This is a genomic window from Stenotrophomonas sp. PE591 (assembly GCF_018320795.1).
Lineage (GTDB): Bacteria > Pseudomonadota > Gammaproteobacteria > Xanthomonadales > Xanthomonadaceae > Stenotrophomonas > Stenotrophomonas maltophilia.
Map to the genome: position 1 here is coordinate 796,902 of NZ_JAAOKO010000002.1, position 16,661 is coordinate 813,562.

Annotated in this window: 18 protein-coding genes; 5 read left to right on the forward strand and 13 right to left on the reverse strand. The window is 65.3% G+C overall.

Annotation, left to right across the window (positions count from 1 at the left end):
* Positions 1-12 precede the first annotated feature (12 nt).
* The gene (locus tag JLDANKMP_RS09030) at positions 13-333 is read right to left on the reverse strand and encodes a hypothetical protein (RefSeq protein WP_005410147.1); all 321 of its coding nucleotides are present in this window, start codon (positions 331-333) and stop codon (positions 13-15) included.
* Positions 334-479: 146 nt separating this feature from the next.
* A complete protein-coding gene (locus JLDANKMP_RS09035; protein WP_024956405.1) occupies positions 480-1,469 on the reverse strand; it encodes an MDR family oxidoreductase in 990 nt (329 codons plus the stop codon).
* Positions 1,470-1,570: 101 nt separating this feature from the next.
* Here JLDANKMP_RS09035 and JLDANKMP_RS09040 point away from each other — a divergent pair, with 101 nt between their 5' ends.
* The 3 genes from JLDANKMP_RS09040 (at position 1,571) to JLDANKMP_RS09050 (ending at position 4,274) form a co-directional block, all read left to right on the forward strand.
* A complete protein-coding gene (locus JLDANKMP_RS09040) occupies positions 1,571-1,918 on the forward strand; it encodes a helix-turn-helix domain-containing protein (RefSeq protein ID WP_005410145.1) in 348 nt (115 codons plus the stop codon).
* Positions 1,919-2,069: 151 nt separating this feature from the next.
* The gene (locus tag JLDANKMP_RS09045; protein ID WP_212560924.1) at positions 2,070-2,933 is read left to right on the forward strand and encodes a hypothetical protein; all 864 of its coding nucleotides are present in this window, start codon (positions 2,070-2,072) and stop codon (positions 2,931-2,933) included.
* Positions 2,934-2,951: 18 nt separating this feature from the next.
* The gene (locus JLDANKMP_RS09050; RefSeq protein ID WP_212560925.1) at positions 2,952-4,274 is read left to right on the forward strand and encodes an XVIPCD domain-containing protein; all 1,323 of its coding nucleotides are present in this window, start codon (positions 2,952-2,954) and stop codon (positions 4,272-4,274) included.
* A 110-nt stretch (positions 4,275-4,384) separates the two neighbouring features.
* On the opposite strand, the gene JLDANKMP_RS09055 is transcribed toward JLDANKMP_RS09050, so the two are convergent.
* The 3 genes from JLDANKMP_RS09055 to JLDANKMP_RS09065 form a co-directional block, all read right to left on the reverse strand.
* A complete protein-coding gene (locus tag JLDANKMP_RS09055) occupies positions 4,385-4,582 on the reverse strand; it encodes a hypothetical protein (RefSeq protein WP_005410142.1) in 198 nt (65 codons plus the stop codon).
* Between the two features lie 161 nt (positions 4,583-4,743).
* Positions 4,744-6,897, reverse strand: a complete 2,154-nt coding sequence (locus JLDANKMP_RS09060) for a TonB-dependent receptor (protein WP_212560926.1) — start codon at positions 6,895-6,897, stop codon at positions 4,744-4,746.
* Positions 6,898-6,970: 73 nt separating this feature from the next.
* A complete protein-coding gene (locus JLDANKMP_RS09065) occupies positions 6,971-7,615 on the reverse strand; it encodes a TetR/AcrR family transcriptional regulator (protein ID WP_212560927.1) in 645 nt (214 codons plus the stop codon).
* Between the two features lie 82 nt (positions 7,616-7,697).
* On the opposite strand from JLDANKMP_RS09065, the gene JLDANKMP_RS09070 reads away from it, so the two are divergent.
* Positions 7,698-9,221, forward strand: coding sequence for an FAD-dependent monooxygenase (locus tag JLDANKMP_RS09070; RefSeq protein ID WP_212560928.1), 1,524 nt, complete (start codon positions 7,698-7,700; stop codon positions 9,219-9,221).
* An 8-nt stretch (positions 9,222-9,229) separates the two neighbouring features.
* Here the strand turns inward: JLDANKMP_RS09070 and JLDANKMP_RS09075 are convergent, their stop codons facing one another.
* The 7 genes from JLDANKMP_RS09075 to JLDANKMP_RS09105 all read right to left on the reverse strand — a co-directional run bounded on the left by JLDANKMP_RS09075 (position 9,230) and on the right by JLDANKMP_RS09105 (position 14,774).
* Positions 9,230-10,933: a PAS domain-containing sensor histidine kinase gene (locus JLDANKMP_RS09075; protein WP_212560929.1), complete on the reverse strand. Its 1,704-nt coding sequence runs from the start codon at positions 10,931-10,933 to the stop codon at positions 9,230-9,232.
* 181 nt (positions 10,934-11,114) lie between these two features.
* Entirely contained in the window at positions 11,115-11,363 is a 249-nt protein-coding gene (locus JLDANKMP_RS09080; RefSeq protein ID WP_005410137.1) for a hypothetical protein, read from the reverse strand.
* A gap of 97 nt (positions 11,364-11,460) precedes the next feature.
* Positions 11,461-11,706: a hypothetical protein gene (locus tag JLDANKMP_RS09085; protein ID WP_005413847.1), complete on the reverse strand. Its 246-nt coding sequence runs from the start codon at positions 11,704-11,706 to the stop codon at positions 11,461-11,463.
* Positions 11,707-11,830: 124 nt separating this feature from the next.
* On the reverse strand, positions 11,831-12,100 hold the full coding sequence (locus JLDANKMP_RS09090) for a hypothetical protein (RefSeq protein WP_005410135.1): 270 nt from the start codon (positions 12,098-12,100) through the stop codon (positions 11,831-11,833).
* A gap of 86 nt (positions 12,101-12,186) precedes the next feature.
* Positions 12,187-12,831: a hypothetical protein gene (locus tag JLDANKMP_RS09095; protein ID WP_212560930.1), complete on the reverse strand. Its 645-nt coding sequence runs from the start codon at positions 12,829-12,831 to the stop codon at positions 12,187-12,189.
* 133 nt (positions 12,832-12,964) lie between these two features.
* Positions 12,965-13,441 (reverse strand): membrane protein, encoded by a 477-nt coding sequence (locus tag JLDANKMP_RS09100; protein ID WP_005410133.1) that lies wholly within the window; start codon positions 13,439-13,441, stop codon positions 12,965-12,967.
* Positions 13,442-13,535: 94 nt separating this feature from the next.
* Positions 13,536-14,774 carry an NADH:flavin oxidoreductase/NADH oxidase family protein gene (locus tag JLDANKMP_RS09105; protein ID WP_212560931.1) on the reverse strand — a complete coding sequence of 413 codons (1,239 nt, stop codon included), beginning with the start codon at positions 14,772-14,774 and terminating at the stop codon, positions 13,536-13,538.
* Positions 14,775-14,863: 89 nt separating this feature from the next.
* On the opposite strand from JLDANKMP_RS09105, the gene JLDANKMP_RS09110 reads away from it, so the two are divergent.
* On the forward strand, positions 14,864-15,343 hold the full coding sequence (locus JLDANKMP_RS09110; RefSeq protein WP_212560932.1) for a MerR family transcriptional regulator: 480 nt from the start codon (positions 14,864-14,866) through the stop codon (positions 15,341-15,343).
* A 16-nt stretch (positions 15,344-15,359) separates the two neighbouring features.
* On the opposite strand, the gene JLDANKMP_RS09115 is transcribed toward JLDANKMP_RS09110, so the two are convergent.
* Positions 15,360-16,571, reverse strand: a complete 1,212-nt coding sequence (locus tag JLDANKMP_RS09115; protein WP_005410130.1) for an MFS transporter — start codon at positions 16,569-16,571, stop codon at positions 15,360-15,362.
* Between the last annotated feature and the right edge of the window lie 90 nt (positions 16,572-16,661).

Sequence of the window (16,661 nt, forward strand, 5' to 3'; positions counted from 1 at the left end):
GATCGCGTGCCATCACTCGTAGGCGCGATCCTGCTTCGTCGGCGGTACTTCCACCACATCACCGCGTCGGATCAGCTCGTCCAGATCCACCGCCGAAGCGGCCAGGGCATCCTGCGCATCGAAATCCCACTTGTCCTTGTACTCGCGTGCCAGCAGGTCGCAGACCGCTTTGGCACGCGGATAGGCATCGTCCTTGCCCTCGTTCTGCTTCAGCGCATCGCGATGGATCTGGCACAGCATGAGCTGGTGCGCATCCTCGGCGCGCTCGCGCTCCCAGGTGATGTCGGGCAGGCCCGAAAGCGCAGCGGCAAGTGCGAACGCGGTCATTGGCATGTCGGGTGTCCAGGCAGCGATGGGAACCCGAGCGTATGCGAGCGGCAGTGGCTTGGGGACACCACCGCCCGCGTCGTTTCACTGCATGTTCACCATTCGCCGCAGCATGGAAGCTGCATCAGATGCAGTTGATCCAGACTATCTCCTCACGCATTCACATTCACCACAATCCGCCCACGCACCTTGCCCGGGATGATCTGGTCGTAGACGTCCAGCACCTCGGCAAGCCCGATCAACTGCACGGTACTTTCGAGCTTCTGCGGATCCAGGTCGGTGGCAAGCCGGTCCCACGCGCGCTGTCGGATGTCCTGCGGCGCATTCACCGAATCCACACCGGCAAGCGTCACGTTGCGGAGAATGAAGGGCAGCACCGAGCCATGCAGCTCATCACTCTGCGCCAGCCCGCAGGCGGCCACGGCGCCTCGGTATTTCGTCTCGGCAATGGCGTTGACGAGGGTAGGGCCACCGGCCACATCCACCACCCCGGCCCAGCGTTCGGCGCTCACCGGCCGCTCGCGCGGTTCTGAAAGCCGCGCGCGGTCGATGATCTCGGCGGCACCCAGGCTGTGCAGATACTCGGCGTGTTCAGGTCGCCCAGTGGCAGCCACCACGCGATAGCCCAGCTTTGAGAGGATCGCCACCGCGATCGAACCGACGCCACCGTTGGCGCCGGTCACCAGCACATCGCCCTTTTCGGGCGTCAGCCCCGCATGTTCGAGGGCCAGTACGCACAGCATGGCGGTATAGCCTGCGGTACCGATGGCCATGGCGTCGCGGGTGCTGAAGTTGCCGGGAATCCGGTTGAGCCATTCGCCCCGCACGCGCGCGCGCTGGGCCAGCCCGCCGTGATGTCCCATGCTCAGGTCCCAGCCATTGAGCACAACGCGGTCGCCTGGCTGGAAGTCGGCTCTACTGGATTCCAGCACCACACCTGCCAGATCGATGCCGGGAATGAGCGGGAACGTCCGGATGACCGGACTCTTGCCGGTCAGGGCGAGCGCATCCTTGTAGTTCAGCGTGGAGTACTCGACGTCCACCAGAACATCGCCGTCCATTAGATCGGCTTCATCAAAATCGACCAGCTCGGTCGAAACCTGGTTGTTCGTCTTGCGGGTGAGCAGTGCTTTGAACGTCATGCTGGGCCTCACATTCAAGGAATGGGGCCATGCTAGGCTCGCACCGTTATCGCAACAAGAACGATGATTTTCCGTAGGTACTATGGTTTTCCGGAGTATGCATGCGTAGCAGGCGTTGGGACGGCAAGAGCGGTTGCGCGGTGGAAGTCACGCTGTCGGTGATGGGCGGCGTGTGGAAGCCGATCATTCTGTTTCACCTGATGACAGGCAAGCGACGCTTCATGGAGCTGACGCGGCGTGTGCCCAACGCCACCCAGTCCATGCTGACCAGCCAGCTGCGGGAACTGGAGGCTGACGGCGTGGTGATCCGCCACGTGTACCCGGAAGTGCCGCCGAAGGTGGAGTACGAGCTTTCCGAATTCGGTCGCACGCTGGTGCCGGTGCTGCTTGCCATGCGCGAGTGGGGTGAAACCTATCGCGGCCATAAAGGCACGGACAGCAATGGCTGAGACCTGGAGTGGAGTGCCGAAGGAGTATCCGCAGTACTGCAGGCAGCGCATGTGGCGCGCAGCCTGGTTTCATGAAGGGCTGCGATGCGGTTCCTGTTCCGTGGACGCCCGGTTGCCTATAGTGGCGCTGGAACCCTGCAATGGAATGCCCATGCACGTGATGTCCCCCAGCCGCTGTCTGACGCTTGCACTTGCCGTTGCAGTGAGTGCCGGCGCCTGTGCGCGGCCACCGTCCAACGAACACGAAAGGAATCCCGCCATGTCCGGCGCAACCCAGACCGGCCGCACGATCAACGGCCACACCTATACCGATGCGCCCGTGGACGTGAAGCTCGGGCCGAATACCTTCCGCATTCCAGCCAACTACCTGGACAGCCAGATCGCACCGTGGCCGGGCGAGGGCGTGACGCTGGTCATCGAGTGGCCAGACATGAAGCCGACACCGCCGGGTGCGCGGGCGAATCCGCGTACGAATGATTTCCGGAAGGAGATTGCTGTGGCGATCGATTACATCGATCGCGCGCCAATCGAAACATCATTGGAGCGATTGTCCTCTAATCAGGCATCCACCGAGGAAGGATCGGTGGAGCGAGGGGATCCTCGGGATCGGCTCGATCTGCGTATTGCGCGGCCCGACGTCATGGGCCTGACGCCTTACGCCATCGATGAAACGAGGATGGGGGTTTTCTCGAAGGAATACGAAGCACGCTATGGAAAACCGCCCACGCGCAATCCTGCCTTTGAAGATGACTGGTACATCGCGCGCGCTCCCAACGGCGGCCTAACCACATTCATCAAATGCGAAAGCACGGCGTTCCGGGGGGATGGCATTCGCCTGCAGGGCGATCAGGTCATCAGTGAGCAAGGACAAGCCGCCGCGGGGTGCTTCCACTATTTCTCGGATGTGGAGAACAAGCTTTCCATCTCGCTGAACTACAAGCGGGCCTTCCTGGCGGACTGGAAGCGGATGGAAGATGCGGTGCGGGATGTTCTCGCGCGCTCCCGCGTCCGGTAGTGAATTCAGGAGCAGGCTATGAGTGGATTGACGCAAGAGAATCTCAAGATTCTGGCCAGCTATGCCAAGGCCGGAAACCGCGAGTTGTACTGGAACTATCTGTCGCAGCTGCCAGATGCGGATGGCTATGGCACGCTTGCGCTGGGTGTTGTTCGCAACGACAGCCTGCCAGGCCGCGTTGCAAACAGCTACGCGCAGGATTACGCCCGTGATCAGGGGGGCAAGGGCTCCGGCTTTCCCGATGCGCAGCTGAGCGAGCGCCAATGGGAGATGTTTGGGCAGACGCTTCTGCGCCAGGACCTGGAGCGACGCCTGTACTGGATGGAGCAGGGCCGCCCAGACCTGGCACTGAATCTTCCCGGCAAGGATGTGATGCTGGCTCACGACCGTGCATTTGAACGGCATGAACTCGATCCCAACTGCTGGACGCCGCGCGTGTTGCTGCAGGCGGCTGAGCAGAAGAGCGGCCCCGCGAAGCTGGAACAGATCTGGACCAACATGCTCAACAATGACTACGCCGGAGGCCCGCGTGTAGGCAACACCAGCGTCGATGCCATCAGCCAGATGGGATGGACGAAAGGCGGCCAGTACCTCACCCGGTTGAGCGTGCTGGAAGCCACCCAGGCCCTGGAAGGGCGCTCGGCGGTCGATCCGAACGTCATCGGTGGCAACAGCTACTACGCGATGTACTTCGAGGCGGACAGGAAATGGGCCAGCATCAGTGCGGGCGGCGGTCACATGTCGCTGCGCGAGATCACCGATCCCTCACGTATCGCCGAACTCAACGACGCGCGCGAGGTTCGTCTGGAGCGCCAGGAAAAACGTACCCAGTTCCACCCGGACGACCCGTATCGGACCATTACCCGCAGCCCGCTGACCGCAGCGGTGGACGACGTGCCGGATCCCTCACAGGCGCCGACCCGTCTGGCCGACATTGGTCCTGGCCACCGTGAGTACACATTGCTGCAGCAGGTGCGCGAAGGCGTGGCCGCGATCGATGCCAGCGCGGGACGTACCCACGATGAGAACAGTGAGCGTCTTGTGGCGAGCGTGATGGCCTTGGCCCGCCGCAACCAGCTTGAACGCGCCGATCACGTGCTGCTGAGCGCCCAGACGGCCGACGCTCCCGCAGGGCGGAACGTGTTCGTGGTGCAGGGCGAGATGACCGACCCCGCCCACCTGCGCGTTTCAATGCCCACGGATATAGCAGTACAGACGCCGGTTGCGCAGTCGTTGCAGCAGATGAAAGCGGTCGACCTGGAGCGCCAGCAGACTGCCGGGCAACGCCAGCAGGAAATTGATGTGCAGGCGCGCGAGAACCATGCGATGCGGATGGGATGAAATCACACCGCCAGTCGCGTATGGAACCTTTTCAGTAGTAAGGCGCAGCGCCTGCCAGCCAATGCCAGCCCCCGAAATGGGGGCCGGCACGCATCACGGCAGTGCGTGGCTTACGGGATGGTGCAGCCGCTGTTCCGCAGGCAACGAGCAAACGCCGGGTAACAGACCTTCTCGCCATTACCCGCCGCCAGGCACGCGTCATACGCGGTGTAGCAAGGGGTACAGCGGGACTGCGCGGAGGCACTGCCGATTCCCAGGGTCAGTGCAGCAGCCGCAATAGCAACAGACAGCTTGAATCCAATCTTCATGCTTCACTCCGTTGATAGCCCTCCTTGGGCAACGGCAACGCTACAGGCGGAGGAGATCGTGCACAAGTGACTGGAAGTGCCGACGGTTTTGGACATGTGTGAAGCAGTGCCAGGCAACGATCTGCTTGCCGGCAGTGGATCAGCGCTACACGTGCTTCCGGTCAGAAGCTGTAGGCCGCCTGCACATACACCCGCCGTGGCTCGCCGGGGAAATGCCCGTTGCGTTCAATGAAGCCACTGGCCGCGTACACCTTGTCGAACAGGTTCTTGACGTTGGCCTGAAACTGCCACTGCCTCCACGTGGTCTTCCAGCTCATGTCGAACACGGTGTAGGCCTTGACGGTCTGCCCATCCAGGCTGACGCGCTCGCCGACGTGATCGGCGCCAAAACCGATGGCGGAGTCGATCGCCGGCAGGTCATAACGCGTCCACAACCCCAGCTTGTTGCGCGGCGCATTGGCGAATCGGTCGCCTGAGGCGTTGGTGATGCCATTCGGTCCGGCGTCCTTCACCCGCGCATCGTTGTAGGCGTACGTCAGATTCAGCACCCAGCGCTCGCTGAGGTCGGCCAGCAGGTCAAGCTCCATGCCGGTGCTGCGTACCAGGCCCAGCGCGGCCAACTGGTTCACGCCACCGATCACCTCGCCGGTGGCCTGCACGATGTTGCTGCGGTCGATCCGGTAGGCCGCCATGTTCAAGGCCACACGGTCGGCCAGCAGCGACTTCATGCCCACTTCCCACTGCTTGCTGCGCTCGGCATCGAACGGTCCGCCAGCGGCCGGGTTCTGGTTGGTGGCACTCTGCGGCACGAAACCACTGGCGACGTTGGCGTAGACGTTCAGGCCCTCGCGCACGGTGAACGTGCTGCCCAGCCGCCAGCTGAGATCGTTGCCATCCACACTGTTGCCAGTGATGCGATCCTCATCCTTGAAGCCATCCCAGCGCACCCCGGCCAGCACATGCCAGCGCGGGCCCAGTGCCAGTTCGTCCTGCAGGTAGCCGCCAGAGCGCTTGCTGCGGGTGGATGTGCTGCGCCAGGGCAGGGCCGCCAGGTTGTAGTCGTGCCAGGTACTGGCGCCGTACACGGGATTGAACAGGTCGATGCCGCGCACCGGCCCGGCGCCACGTGCAAGGTCAGCGCTGTTGGCGGTCTGTGCAGTGAAATCCGCATCCAGCTGGTACACGTCCGCACCGAACAGCACCTTGTGCTCAACCGCGCCGGTGGTCACCCGCCAGACGGCATTGCCGTTGGCAGTGAATGCTTCGTTGTCGCGTATCTGGTTGCGCAGCTGGCGGGTCATCCACTCGGCCACGCCATCGCGGTCACGATCGATCAGGCCCATCGGCTCGTGGTACATCTGGTGTTCGTTGTTGCTGAACCAGCGGGCAGCGAAGTCCAGGTCCAGAGTGTCGCTCGGCGCGAAACGGTACTGCGCCAGCGCCACTTTGGCGCGCATGTCGAGGAAGTCGCTGGCCTCGTTGTGGTTCCAGCGGCGGTCGGTCAGGAACGTGCCTGCATCGTTGACCGGCACGCCACGCAGGCGGTTGCCGCCAAGGTTCTGGGTGATGTCGGTGAACTGCAGCACCAGTTCGCCGGTCTGGCCGACGTCGAAGGCCAGCGAGGCGTCGCCGATCACGCTCTCGCTGTCGGTGTTCCAGCGCACGCCCTGTTCACTGTCGGCATAGAGCCCGGCGCGATAGCGTACGCTGCCGGCGGCATTCAACGGCCCGGTACCCTCGATCGATCCGGCACGGAAGTCCTTGTCGCCCAGCTGGACCTCGATGCGGCGTTCGGCGCTGGCTTTCGGCTTGCGGGTCACGTAGTTGATGACACCGCCCGCATCACCCCCGCCATACAGTGCACCTGCCGGCCCCTTCAGCACTTCCACGCGCTCGATGTTGAACAGCTGCGGCACCGAAAATCCTGCATACGGGTCACCGCGCAGACCGTCATACAGCACGTTCTCCTGGCGGAAGCCGCGCAGGGTAACCCCGGCATAGCTGAAATAGCTGATGCCGCTGATGCTGCGATAGAGATCGGTCACCTGGCGCGCGGCCTGGTCGTCGATCAGTTCACGCGGGATGACCTGGATCGACTGTGGGACCAGTTCCAGCGGCGTATCCGTGCGGGTACCGACCGCGGCATCGTCTACCCGATACAGTGTCTGTGCGCGTCCGCGGACTTCGACTTTGTCCAGATCCCTGGGTGCGGCAGCGGAGGGCTCAGCTGCATGCGCAAGGGTCGCCACGTGCAGGGTCAGTGTCAGGCACAGGGTGCGTTGCAGGGGCGTGGGCAGGGGCGTGGGCAGGGGCATTGGGGAGGGTCACGTGTCTGCAAATGAGAAAGATTAGCATTTGCGATACTTCGGCGCCTATTCCCCGGATGCGCTATGGACGCGCGCCGGGGTCCGTATACGGGGTGCCCGCCAAGGCCACCAGTACCCCGGTGGCACCGCGCACGATCAGCTGCCGCATGGCCTCACGCGGGTCCTCGCCCTCCAGCTGGCTTGCCAGTCCTTTCTCATAGGCCGCCACCATCGACGCCAGCAGCATGGCCGCGCCCAGTCGCGCTTCGGCGTCATGTTCGGGCCGGCCGACAGCGTGGGCCATCAATCGCGCCAGATCGTCAGTCAACTGCGCCTGCAGCCGTCGCGCGTGCGCGACCAGTACCGGGCTCTCCGCCACGGTGCCCCAGAAGGCGACAGCGCCGGCATTGATGCGCAGCAGCGGATGGCCAGCCTCCAGCAGCTCACGAACGAGCGACTGGAAGGCCGCGAGCGGGGTCAGGCCGCTGTGCGCCATCATGCCCTCGCGCAGCAGCGTGCGCGCCTCCTCATCCCGGTCGAACACCAGGTCTTCCTTGCTGGCGAAGTAGTTGAAGACCGTCTTGCGTGAGACGCCCGCGGCTTCGGCGATCTCGGACATGGAGACGGCCTCGAAGCCGCGCCGGATGATCAGCTCGGTGGCGACGTCCGAAATCGTTTGTCGAGTCACGGCCTTGCGTTGTTCGCGGCGGCCAGGAGGCGGGGTCATGGGCGGTGCACTTGTGAAAACGTACACCGAGTGTAACATTTGGTCCGCCAGAGCGCCGACCCGGCGCTCACAAGGAATCTCGATGCTGTACGACGTCGTCATTGCCGGTGCTGGCCCGGTTGGCCTGTTCCTGTCCTGCGAACTGGCCCTGGCCGGGTGTTCGGTGCTGGTGCTGGAACAGGCCGGGTCCGCCGGTTCGCCGTTGAAGCGCCTGCCATTCGGGCTGCGCGGCCTTAACGCCCCCACGCTGGAGGCACTGGATCGGCGCGGCCTGTTGGACGCGGTCGCCGCGACGCAGGTGCTCAAGCCCGACAAGGGCGCGCCGCCGCCCGGCACCGCCCATTGGCTGGCGCAGCCGCGTGCGCTGGGTGGGCACTTCGCGGGTATTCCATTTGCACTGGACGATGTGGACCAGGCGCGCTGGAGCTGGCGCCTGCCGACACCGGTGGGCACCCAGATGGCGGTGGAGTTGCAGGCCCTGGAAGCGGTGTTTGCCGAACGTGCGACTGCGCTGGGCGTGCGCATCGAACGCGGGCGTGCGGTACAGGCGGTGGATGCGCACGAGGCGCAGGTTGCCGTGCACACCGGCTCCGGCAGGGTCCACGGCCGCTGGCTGGTCGGTTGTGATGGGGCCCGCAGCACGGTACGCAAGCAATCGGACTTCCTCTTCGCTGGAACCGGGCCGGAGTTCACCGGTTACACGCTGCTGGTCGAACTGGCAGATGGGGGTGTACTCACACCGGGCCGACAGTTCACCGATCACGGGATGTGCAATTTCAACCCGCCAGGCATGCTGGCGCTGGCCGATTTCGATGGTGGCGCCGGCCATCGCACGCCACTGGACCGGCACACCGCGCAAGCGTTGCTGCGGCGGGTGTCTGGCCGCGAGGCAACGATTACTGCATTGCACCTGGCCACGACATGGACCGATGCTGCGCGCCAGGCGACGGCCTATCGCAGCGGACGTGTGCTGTTGGCAGGTGATGCCGCGCACATGCATTCGCCGTTGGGCGGCCAGGGACTGAACCTCGGCATCGGCGATGCGATGAACCTCGGTTGGAAGCTGGCCGCCGTAGCGCGGGGCAAGGCCGATGAGGCGCTGCTGGACAGCTATCAGGCGGAGCGCCATCCGGTGGGTGCCAAGGTGCTGGACTGGTCGCGCGCGCAGGTTGCGCTGATGCGACCCGGGGCCGGTTCGCGCGCGCTGGCAGCGATCATGGCCGACCTGGCCGGCACCCGCGATGGGGCCACGTATCTGGCCGAGCGGATCTGGGGTGTTTCGCAGCAGCTGGATCTTGACGGAGACCACCCGCTGGTCGGCAGGAGCGCGCCGGACTTCCGGTTGGTCGATGGCCGCCGCCTGGGCGAACTGCTGAGAGCGGGGCAGGGGGCGCTGCTTGTTTTCGACCCGGCGTCTTCGCCGCCGCAGCATGGCCAACGCTGGCAGCCTTCCATCGCCTGCGCCGCAGATACCGGGGATGTGGCGTCGGGCCTGGGGGCGGTGCTGGTGCGCCCGGATGGCATCGTTGCCTGGGCCTGTGGCACACGGGGGGATATGTCCAGCCTCGATTCAGCGCTTGCTTCCTGGACCGGTCCGACCCGGTGATCTGCCCGCTAATGCGCAGTCACCATCGTCTGCGAGCGACAGCTGGCCTCGGTCATCACCAAGGCCAGCTGCTTCAGTGAGTAGGGCTTGCGCAGCAGCGTGAAACCGTGGCCTGGATCGCGGGCCAGCAGTTCGCTGTAGCCACTGGTGAGAATGATCGGAAGATCGGGCAGGCGGCTGCGGATGGTGCGGGCCAGATCCAGCCCATTGGTCCCGGGCATGACCACGTCGCTGAACACCACGTGGAAACGGGCAGCGTCGCGCTCAAGCTCCGCCAGTGCTTCGTCGGCATTGCGCGCGAGTACGACGTTGTACTCAAGCTCGCGCAGCGCACCGACTGCAAATTCGGCCACATCCACATTGTCTTCCACCACCAGCACGCACAATCCGTGACCATGCAGCAATCCCGGTTGCGCGGTCTGCAGCTCGATGGAGGCGTTTGCCTGCGCCAGCGGCAGATACAGCGTGAAGCGCGTACCGACACCGGCCTGGCTCTGTACGTCCACTTCGCCCTCGGACTGCTTGACGAAGCCGAACACCTGGCTGAGGCCAAGCCCGGTGCCCGCGCCCACTCCCTTGGTGGTGAAGAATGGCTCGAAGATCCGGTCCACCACGGACGGATCGATACCGGCACCGGTGTCGCTGACGCTGATCGCAGCGAAGTTGCCTTTCATCGGCGCCGCGAACCGCACGGAAGGCACCGATGTCAGCTGTTCCACATCGATCGTCACCTTGCCGTGGCCGTCGATGGCGTCGCGCGCGTTCACCGCGATGTTGATCAGTGCGGTGTCGAGCTGGGTCCGGTCCAGCAGCACCGGCAACGGGGCGTCGGGCAGGTTCACCGACACGGAGATGCGTGCACCCAGCACTGTGGTGATGATGTCTGAAAGCGCGCGTACGCTCTCGCAGAGGTCGAATACCTGCGGCGACAGGCTCTGCCTGCGCGAGAACGCCAGAAGCTGGGCGGTCAGGCGAGTGGCGCGGTCAGCGGCGGTTTCGATCGCCTGTACATAGCGCAGGCGCGCATCTTCGGCCGGCCAGGTATGCAGCAGCATGTCCACAGAACCGGTGATGACCTGCAGCAGATTGTTGAAGTCGTGGGCAACGCCGCCGGTCAGCTGGCCGATGGCCTCCAGCTTCTGCGACTGCCGCAGCTGTTCGCGGGCGCGTACCAGTTCAAGATGGGCCTCGCGTGCCTGCTCGGTGATGGCCGCTACCTGGCGGGTGTGCCGGTCGCGTTCGATCACCCGCTCGGTCTGCTCGCTGACCATGCAGATGATGCCGGCCACGCCTCCGCAACCGGCACGCAGCGGCGAGTAGGAGAACGTCCAGAATGTCTCGCGCAACGTGCCATCACGGTCCATCATCAACGGCATGTTCTTGAAACTGCGGCTCGTGCCGCCAAAGGCGTCGTTGACAGCATCGACGACGTCGGCCCAGACGTCCGCCCAGACGTCTTCCAATCGGCTGCCCATGGCGCCGTGCAGCTTGCCGCCCAGCATCGGCAGGTAGGCATCGTTGAAGAAGAACGCCTTGTTGTCGCGGCCCCATGCGATCCACAGCGGCTCCGGAGAATCCAGGATCATCGCCAGCAGAGCGCGAAGTTCGGGAGGAGCGTTGATCGCGTCGGTGGAACGGGCCCAGTCGCTGTCCTGCAGCAGTCGGTAGGCGAGTTGATCGGGTGCCGAGACAGGAAGGGGGAAGGGATGCATGGCCGTGCGCGAAGAAAGGTGCCGCAGCTTAGCCGAGGTGATGTCATTGCGCCCTGCACAGTTCCTTTGCCCCGGCCGTCATCGGCCCTTCGGGCGGACGAGGTGGCTCACGGGGCGGCCTCTGACTGCACCATCATCCCTGCGCCAACGGCCTGCGTCGTGGCACCGTCGTATTGCAGCCTCAGACACCCAGAAGCGAATTCACCTGCCAATCGGCAACCCGCGCATGGCTCACCGCCTGATGACTGCCGCATCCGTCGCAGCGGAACAAGGCGCCGCCCGGCAGCTGGACCAGATTGTCTTCGCTGGCCGAGCGGGTTTCAGAGCAATGCCGGCAGATGACAGTGAGCGCCGTAATGCGCTCCACCCCGCCAGACAGGTCGAACACAGCTTCAAAGGCATGGATGACAGGGTGACCAGTGGCCGGCATCGGGAAAGTCGTCGTGATGGGGAGGCCTTATCCTGCCCCCCCGATCGTGACGGGCTGGTCATCCGCATGCATTGGAACGATCAAGATGCCCGGCGGATCAGAGATCCTTCTTCTTGCCGCTCAGGTCGATCGGCCTGTCACTGCCCTTGCGCTCGCTCGACCACACTTCCATGCTCTTGTTGCAGCGGCTCTCGCGGGCAGCCACTTCGGGTGGCAGGTCCTTCAGATGCGGCGACTCCTGGCAGGCCTGGTGCATGTTGCTGTCGTCGTACGTGGCACAGGCGCTGAGCGTGGCCAGGGCAATGGCGGTGAGGGAGGCGCGAAGCAGGGGCTGCAGGATCATGGAGAGTCTCGGGTGGTGCCGGGCTGGCCATGGAATTCAAATCCGTGACCCCGGGCACGAGCAATCCGTCCAACCGCACTTGTTATTCTGTAACAGATGCGCGATAGTCCGTCGCCTGCTGCTGTCAGGCGACGCAGATCATCAGGATCATGCTCAGCGCCAGCATCAGCACGAATACGCGCCGGCTCAGCGCAAGGCAGGCCAGGCAGGCGGCCAGTGCCCAGGCAGCCAGCAGCGCGCAGGCCAGCAGCCACAGCCCGATCACGATCAAGGATCCGGTCGCCAGCGCCGACAACGCGATGGCCTTGTACAGAGCCACGCCCAACACGCTGCCGAGCACGCCCGCCTGCAGGGCGATGGCATCGTGATGTGCGGGGGCAGGCGCGTGGAGCATGGTGGCTGGATGGTTCCAAGCGTGAGCGGCGCGCGTACTGTGCCCGAATACACATCCACGCCATGTGTACTTCGCCGACGGCGCGATCAGTGACGGCGGCGCGACAGCAATAGCCCAATGCCCACCACGGGCGCGATCCCAAGCATCGGTGCTTTGTACAACGGCCAGCCATGCAGTACGCCCGTGATCACCAGTGCCGCCGTCGCCAGCAACAGGCCCGCACCCCAAACGCGTGCGGGCCAGGCACCGAAGAAGTGGCGACGTTGCGGAGCCGCGGCAGCGTTGGCGGGCCGATCTGCGAGCGCCTCTGCCAGTGCGTCCCGGAAGGTTGGGAAATCATGCATCGATGCCCGCGTGCGCTGCAGCAGCACGCTCGGTCCATCGATCAGGATCAGATCGACATGATCGTCCAGGTTGTAGGACCGGATCTGCTTGAACGGGAGAGGAGGACGGTGCTGGAATACCAGACGATCCTGTTCCAGTACCACCCGGTCCCGTTGTGGGGAATAGACAACGAAGCCGAGAATCAGCGGCGACAGCGTGAAAATCGCTGCCGCGCCCAGTGCCGGAAGCGGCCCAAGTTCGGGTGCGACGGCAAGCAGGAGTATTGCCAGTGGTCCGGCTCCGGCGGCAACGATGGCGTACTGGTGATAGCGCCTGAAGATGCGTACTTCGCTGCCGATTTTCCGCGGCCGGGCGGGGAGACGGGAGCGGGCGGTGGGTGACTTCATGGACTGCGTTCGATCACGGCTTTCCGGCAAGAAAGCGTGGCGTCGCGTTGCAATAAAGTCCATACAACTATTCCGAATCCACCCTTGCTGGACCTCTGTGTGAGTCCTCGTGCACCTTCGCCCACGCATCTGCTCAGTCGAACTCGCCCTCGGCCGATTCCAGCCGTTGCCGGTACGCCGCCCGATGCTGGTACAGGCGCTGGCACTCGGCGGACCGGTGGATCCGGCTGGCCGGTTCGTTGGCCACGGCGTCGCACATCCTTGCGATATGGTTGTTGGACGCCAGTTCGGTCACGAAGAACACGGCGGTGATGCCGGTACCCAGCAGTACGACATAGAGCAGGCGGCTGAGCCAGCGCGTGCGCTTGCGCTCGAAGTGCTGCTGGAGGGTCAGGTCGAAGCGGATGATGCTGAGCACGATCCAGATGATCGCGACCAGGAAGCAGAGCGTGGGCAGCAGGCCGCGCCAGAGTCCTGCTTCGTACACCGACTCGCTGTAGTGAACTGCTGCCCCGGCACCTGCGATGGCGATCGCCAGCGCCCAGTTACGGCCCAGCGAGAGCAGGTCATCGAGCAGCTTCTCGCGGTTCCTGGTCGATCCTGCTGCCACGTGGGCTCCATCTCCATGCTGCGACCGGCGGCGGAACTGCCGCCGATCCTGCAGATGGTGGAGCATCGCTGCGACGATGAGAAGACCGCGCGGCTCAGTGTGCCATGGCGCGGGCGCCGATCCAGCGCCGGTAGCGGCGGGTCCGACACTTTGCGGCCGCCTGTGCCAGCAGCAGTGCCCATACCGGTGAGACCGTGGGTGCGGTGGGGCGGCGCCGGCTCAACCGGCCCAGTTGATACTTCACTGCGGCCATGTGCGCACTGGCCGCCAGCGGCTTGCTGCGCCAGTTGATGTCGCGCAGTGTCGGCACCGGATCGCGGCCCCGCTGCCAGTGCTGCGGCAGATCCGGCTCGATCGCCAGCGCGGTGGCGATGCCGACCATGGCCATGCCGCTGGCCAGCACCTGCTCTGCCACTTCGCGGCGGCGGATGCCGCCGGTGACCATCAGCGGCATCGTTGCCACCGTGGCGATCTCGCGCGCGAATTCGAGGAAGTACGCTTCGCGGGCCACGCTGCGCTGGTCGCGTGCGGCGCCGGTCATGGCCGGTGCTTCGTAGCTGCCGCCGGACAGTTCGACCAGATCCACGCCGAGGGGCGCCAGCATCTCGACCACGTCGCGCGCGTCCTCGGGCGAGAAGCCGCCGCGCTGGAAATCGGCGGAGTTGAGCTTCACCGCCACCACGAACGTGGGCGCCACCGCCGCGCGCACACCCTGCACGATCTCCAGCAGCAGGCGCGCACGGTTCTGCAGGCTGCCACCCCAGCGGTCATCGCGGCGGTTCGACAGCGGCGACAGGAACTGGCTGAGCAGGTAGCCGTGCGCGGCATGGATCTCCACGCCGCTGAAACCGGCGCGCTCGGCCAGCTCGGCACTGCGGATGAAGCGGGCGATCACGTCTTCAATATCCGCCTCGGTCATCGCCCGCGGCGGCGCGAACTGTTTGGACAGTGCGCCCATGTCCAAGGGGACCGCCGAAGGCGCCAATGCCGGCTGGCCGAGCGCGGCCGGCATCTGCCGCCCGGGGTGGTTGATCTGCATCCACATCTGCATCCCGCGCGAGCGCGCGGCGTCGGCCCAGGCGATGAAACGCTCCAGGTGGCGATCGTCCTCCAGCACCACGCCGCCGGGGCCGGTCATGGCGCGGCCATCAACCATCACGTTGCCGGTGATGATCAGTCCGGCGCCGCCGTCGGCCCAGCGCTGGTACAACTGCAGCAGCGCTTCGGAGGGGGCGTGGTCGGCGTCGGCCATGTTCTCCTCCATCGCCGCCTTGGCGATGCGGTTGCGGATGAGGGCGCCGGAAGGCAGCGCCAGGGGCGAGAACAGCGACATGGGACAGCTCCAGGACAGGGGAATGGCGCTACGCTAACCTTCAAGTTTTATTGAAGGTCAATGGGTTCCGATGTCGAGGATTCAGGCAGATGAAGATCGGTGAGCTGGCCCGCCGCACGGGCCTGGCGGCGTCACGCATCCGCTTCTATGAGGAGGCTGGGCTGCTGGTCGTCCAGCGGCAGGCCAACGGCTACCGCGACTACCCGGAGCAGGCGGTGCTGCTGCTGGAGCTGATTACCGGTGCGCAGCGCGCCGGCTTCAGCCTGGAGGAGATACGCGCCTTGCTGCCACCGGACATGGGCCAGTGGCAGCACGACGCATTGACCTCGATGCTGCAGCAGAAGGTGGCCGACATCGAGGCGCTGCAGTTGCGGCTGGCAGAGAGCCGGGCGCACCTGCTGGCCCTGATCGAGGACATCCAGGCGCGGCCGGAGGGCATCGACTGCGCGGCCAACTCGCGGCGGGTGCTGGAGCGCGTCAAGCGCGGTGAGCTGGCGCGCCCGACACTTGCGGCCGGCGATACGGCGTTGCTGCGGCCGGATCGCCGCCGCCGCGCGGGCAGCAGCTGACGATCCGGCGCGAAGGTCAGTGACTGCCCACGCCGGCTGTCTTGCGCTTCCTGTCCAGCATCACCGCCACGCACCACAGCAGCAGGCCGCCGATGGCGGTGGCGGCACCGACATAGCCGGTGCTGGCCGGGCTGAAGCCGGCACTGATCGCCATGCCGCCCAGCCACGGGCCGAGCGCATTGGCGGTATTGAAGGCGGCATGGTTGGAGGCGGCGGCCAGGGTCTGTGCTTCGCCGGCCACGTCCATCAGGCGCGTCTGCAGCACCGCCGCCAGCGCGCCCATGGTGCCGACGGTGATGATCATCGGACCGATCGTCCACACCGATTGCGCGGCCAGCGGATACAGCAGCAGCATCACGATCGACCACAGCAGCACCACCGCGGCGGCCTTGAAGTGGAACTTGTCCACCAGCCAGCCACCGGCGATGTTGCCGATGATCGCGCCGATGCCGAACACGCCCACCGCCAGCGGCATCCACGATTCGGCCACGCCGGTGACCTGCACCAGGGTCGGTGCCAGGTAGGTGAACACGCAGAACATGCCGGCGAAGCCAACGGCGCCGATCGCCAGCGCCAGCCACACCTGGGTGGTGTTGAAGGCGCGCAGTTCGCGCATCGGCGAGGTACGAACCTCGTCCGGGTCCGGCAGCAGGAAGCGCGCGATCATCGCCACGGTGGCGATGGCCAGCACGCTGACCAGGGCAAAGGCGGTGCGCCAGCTCAGCTGCTGGCCCAGCCAGGTGGTCAGCGGATTGCCGACCAGGATCGCGATCGACAGGCCCAGCAACACGCGCGACATCGCCTGGCCGCGCTGGCCGGCAGGGCTGATCGCGGCGGCCACCAGCATCGCCACGCCGAAGTAGGCGCCATGCGGCAGGCCGGCGACGAAACGCGCAATGAGCATCGTGCCGTAGTTCGGCGCCAGTGCGCTGGCCAGGTTGCCGACGGCATAGAAGCCCATCAGTGCCAGCAGCAGCTTGCGGCGAGGGAAGCTGGCGCCGACGAAGGCGAGGATCGGGGCGCCGACGACCACGCCGATGGCGTAGGCGCTGATCAGGTGGCCGACCTGGGTTTCGGAAATCGACAGGCCGCGGCTGATCTCCAGCATCAGGCCCATGCTGGCGAATTCACTGGTGCCGATGGCGAAGCCGCCCAGCGACAGGGCAAGGATGATCAGGGTGCGCTGACGGGGCGTCAGCCGCGCAGCCAGGGAAGAGTTGGGGCTCATGCGGGGCGCGATGGGGGCGGGGAGCCGGTCATTGTACTGCTGCACCGCAACAAGGGGCAGCAGCACTCAGGGTAAATCAGCGTTTGATCG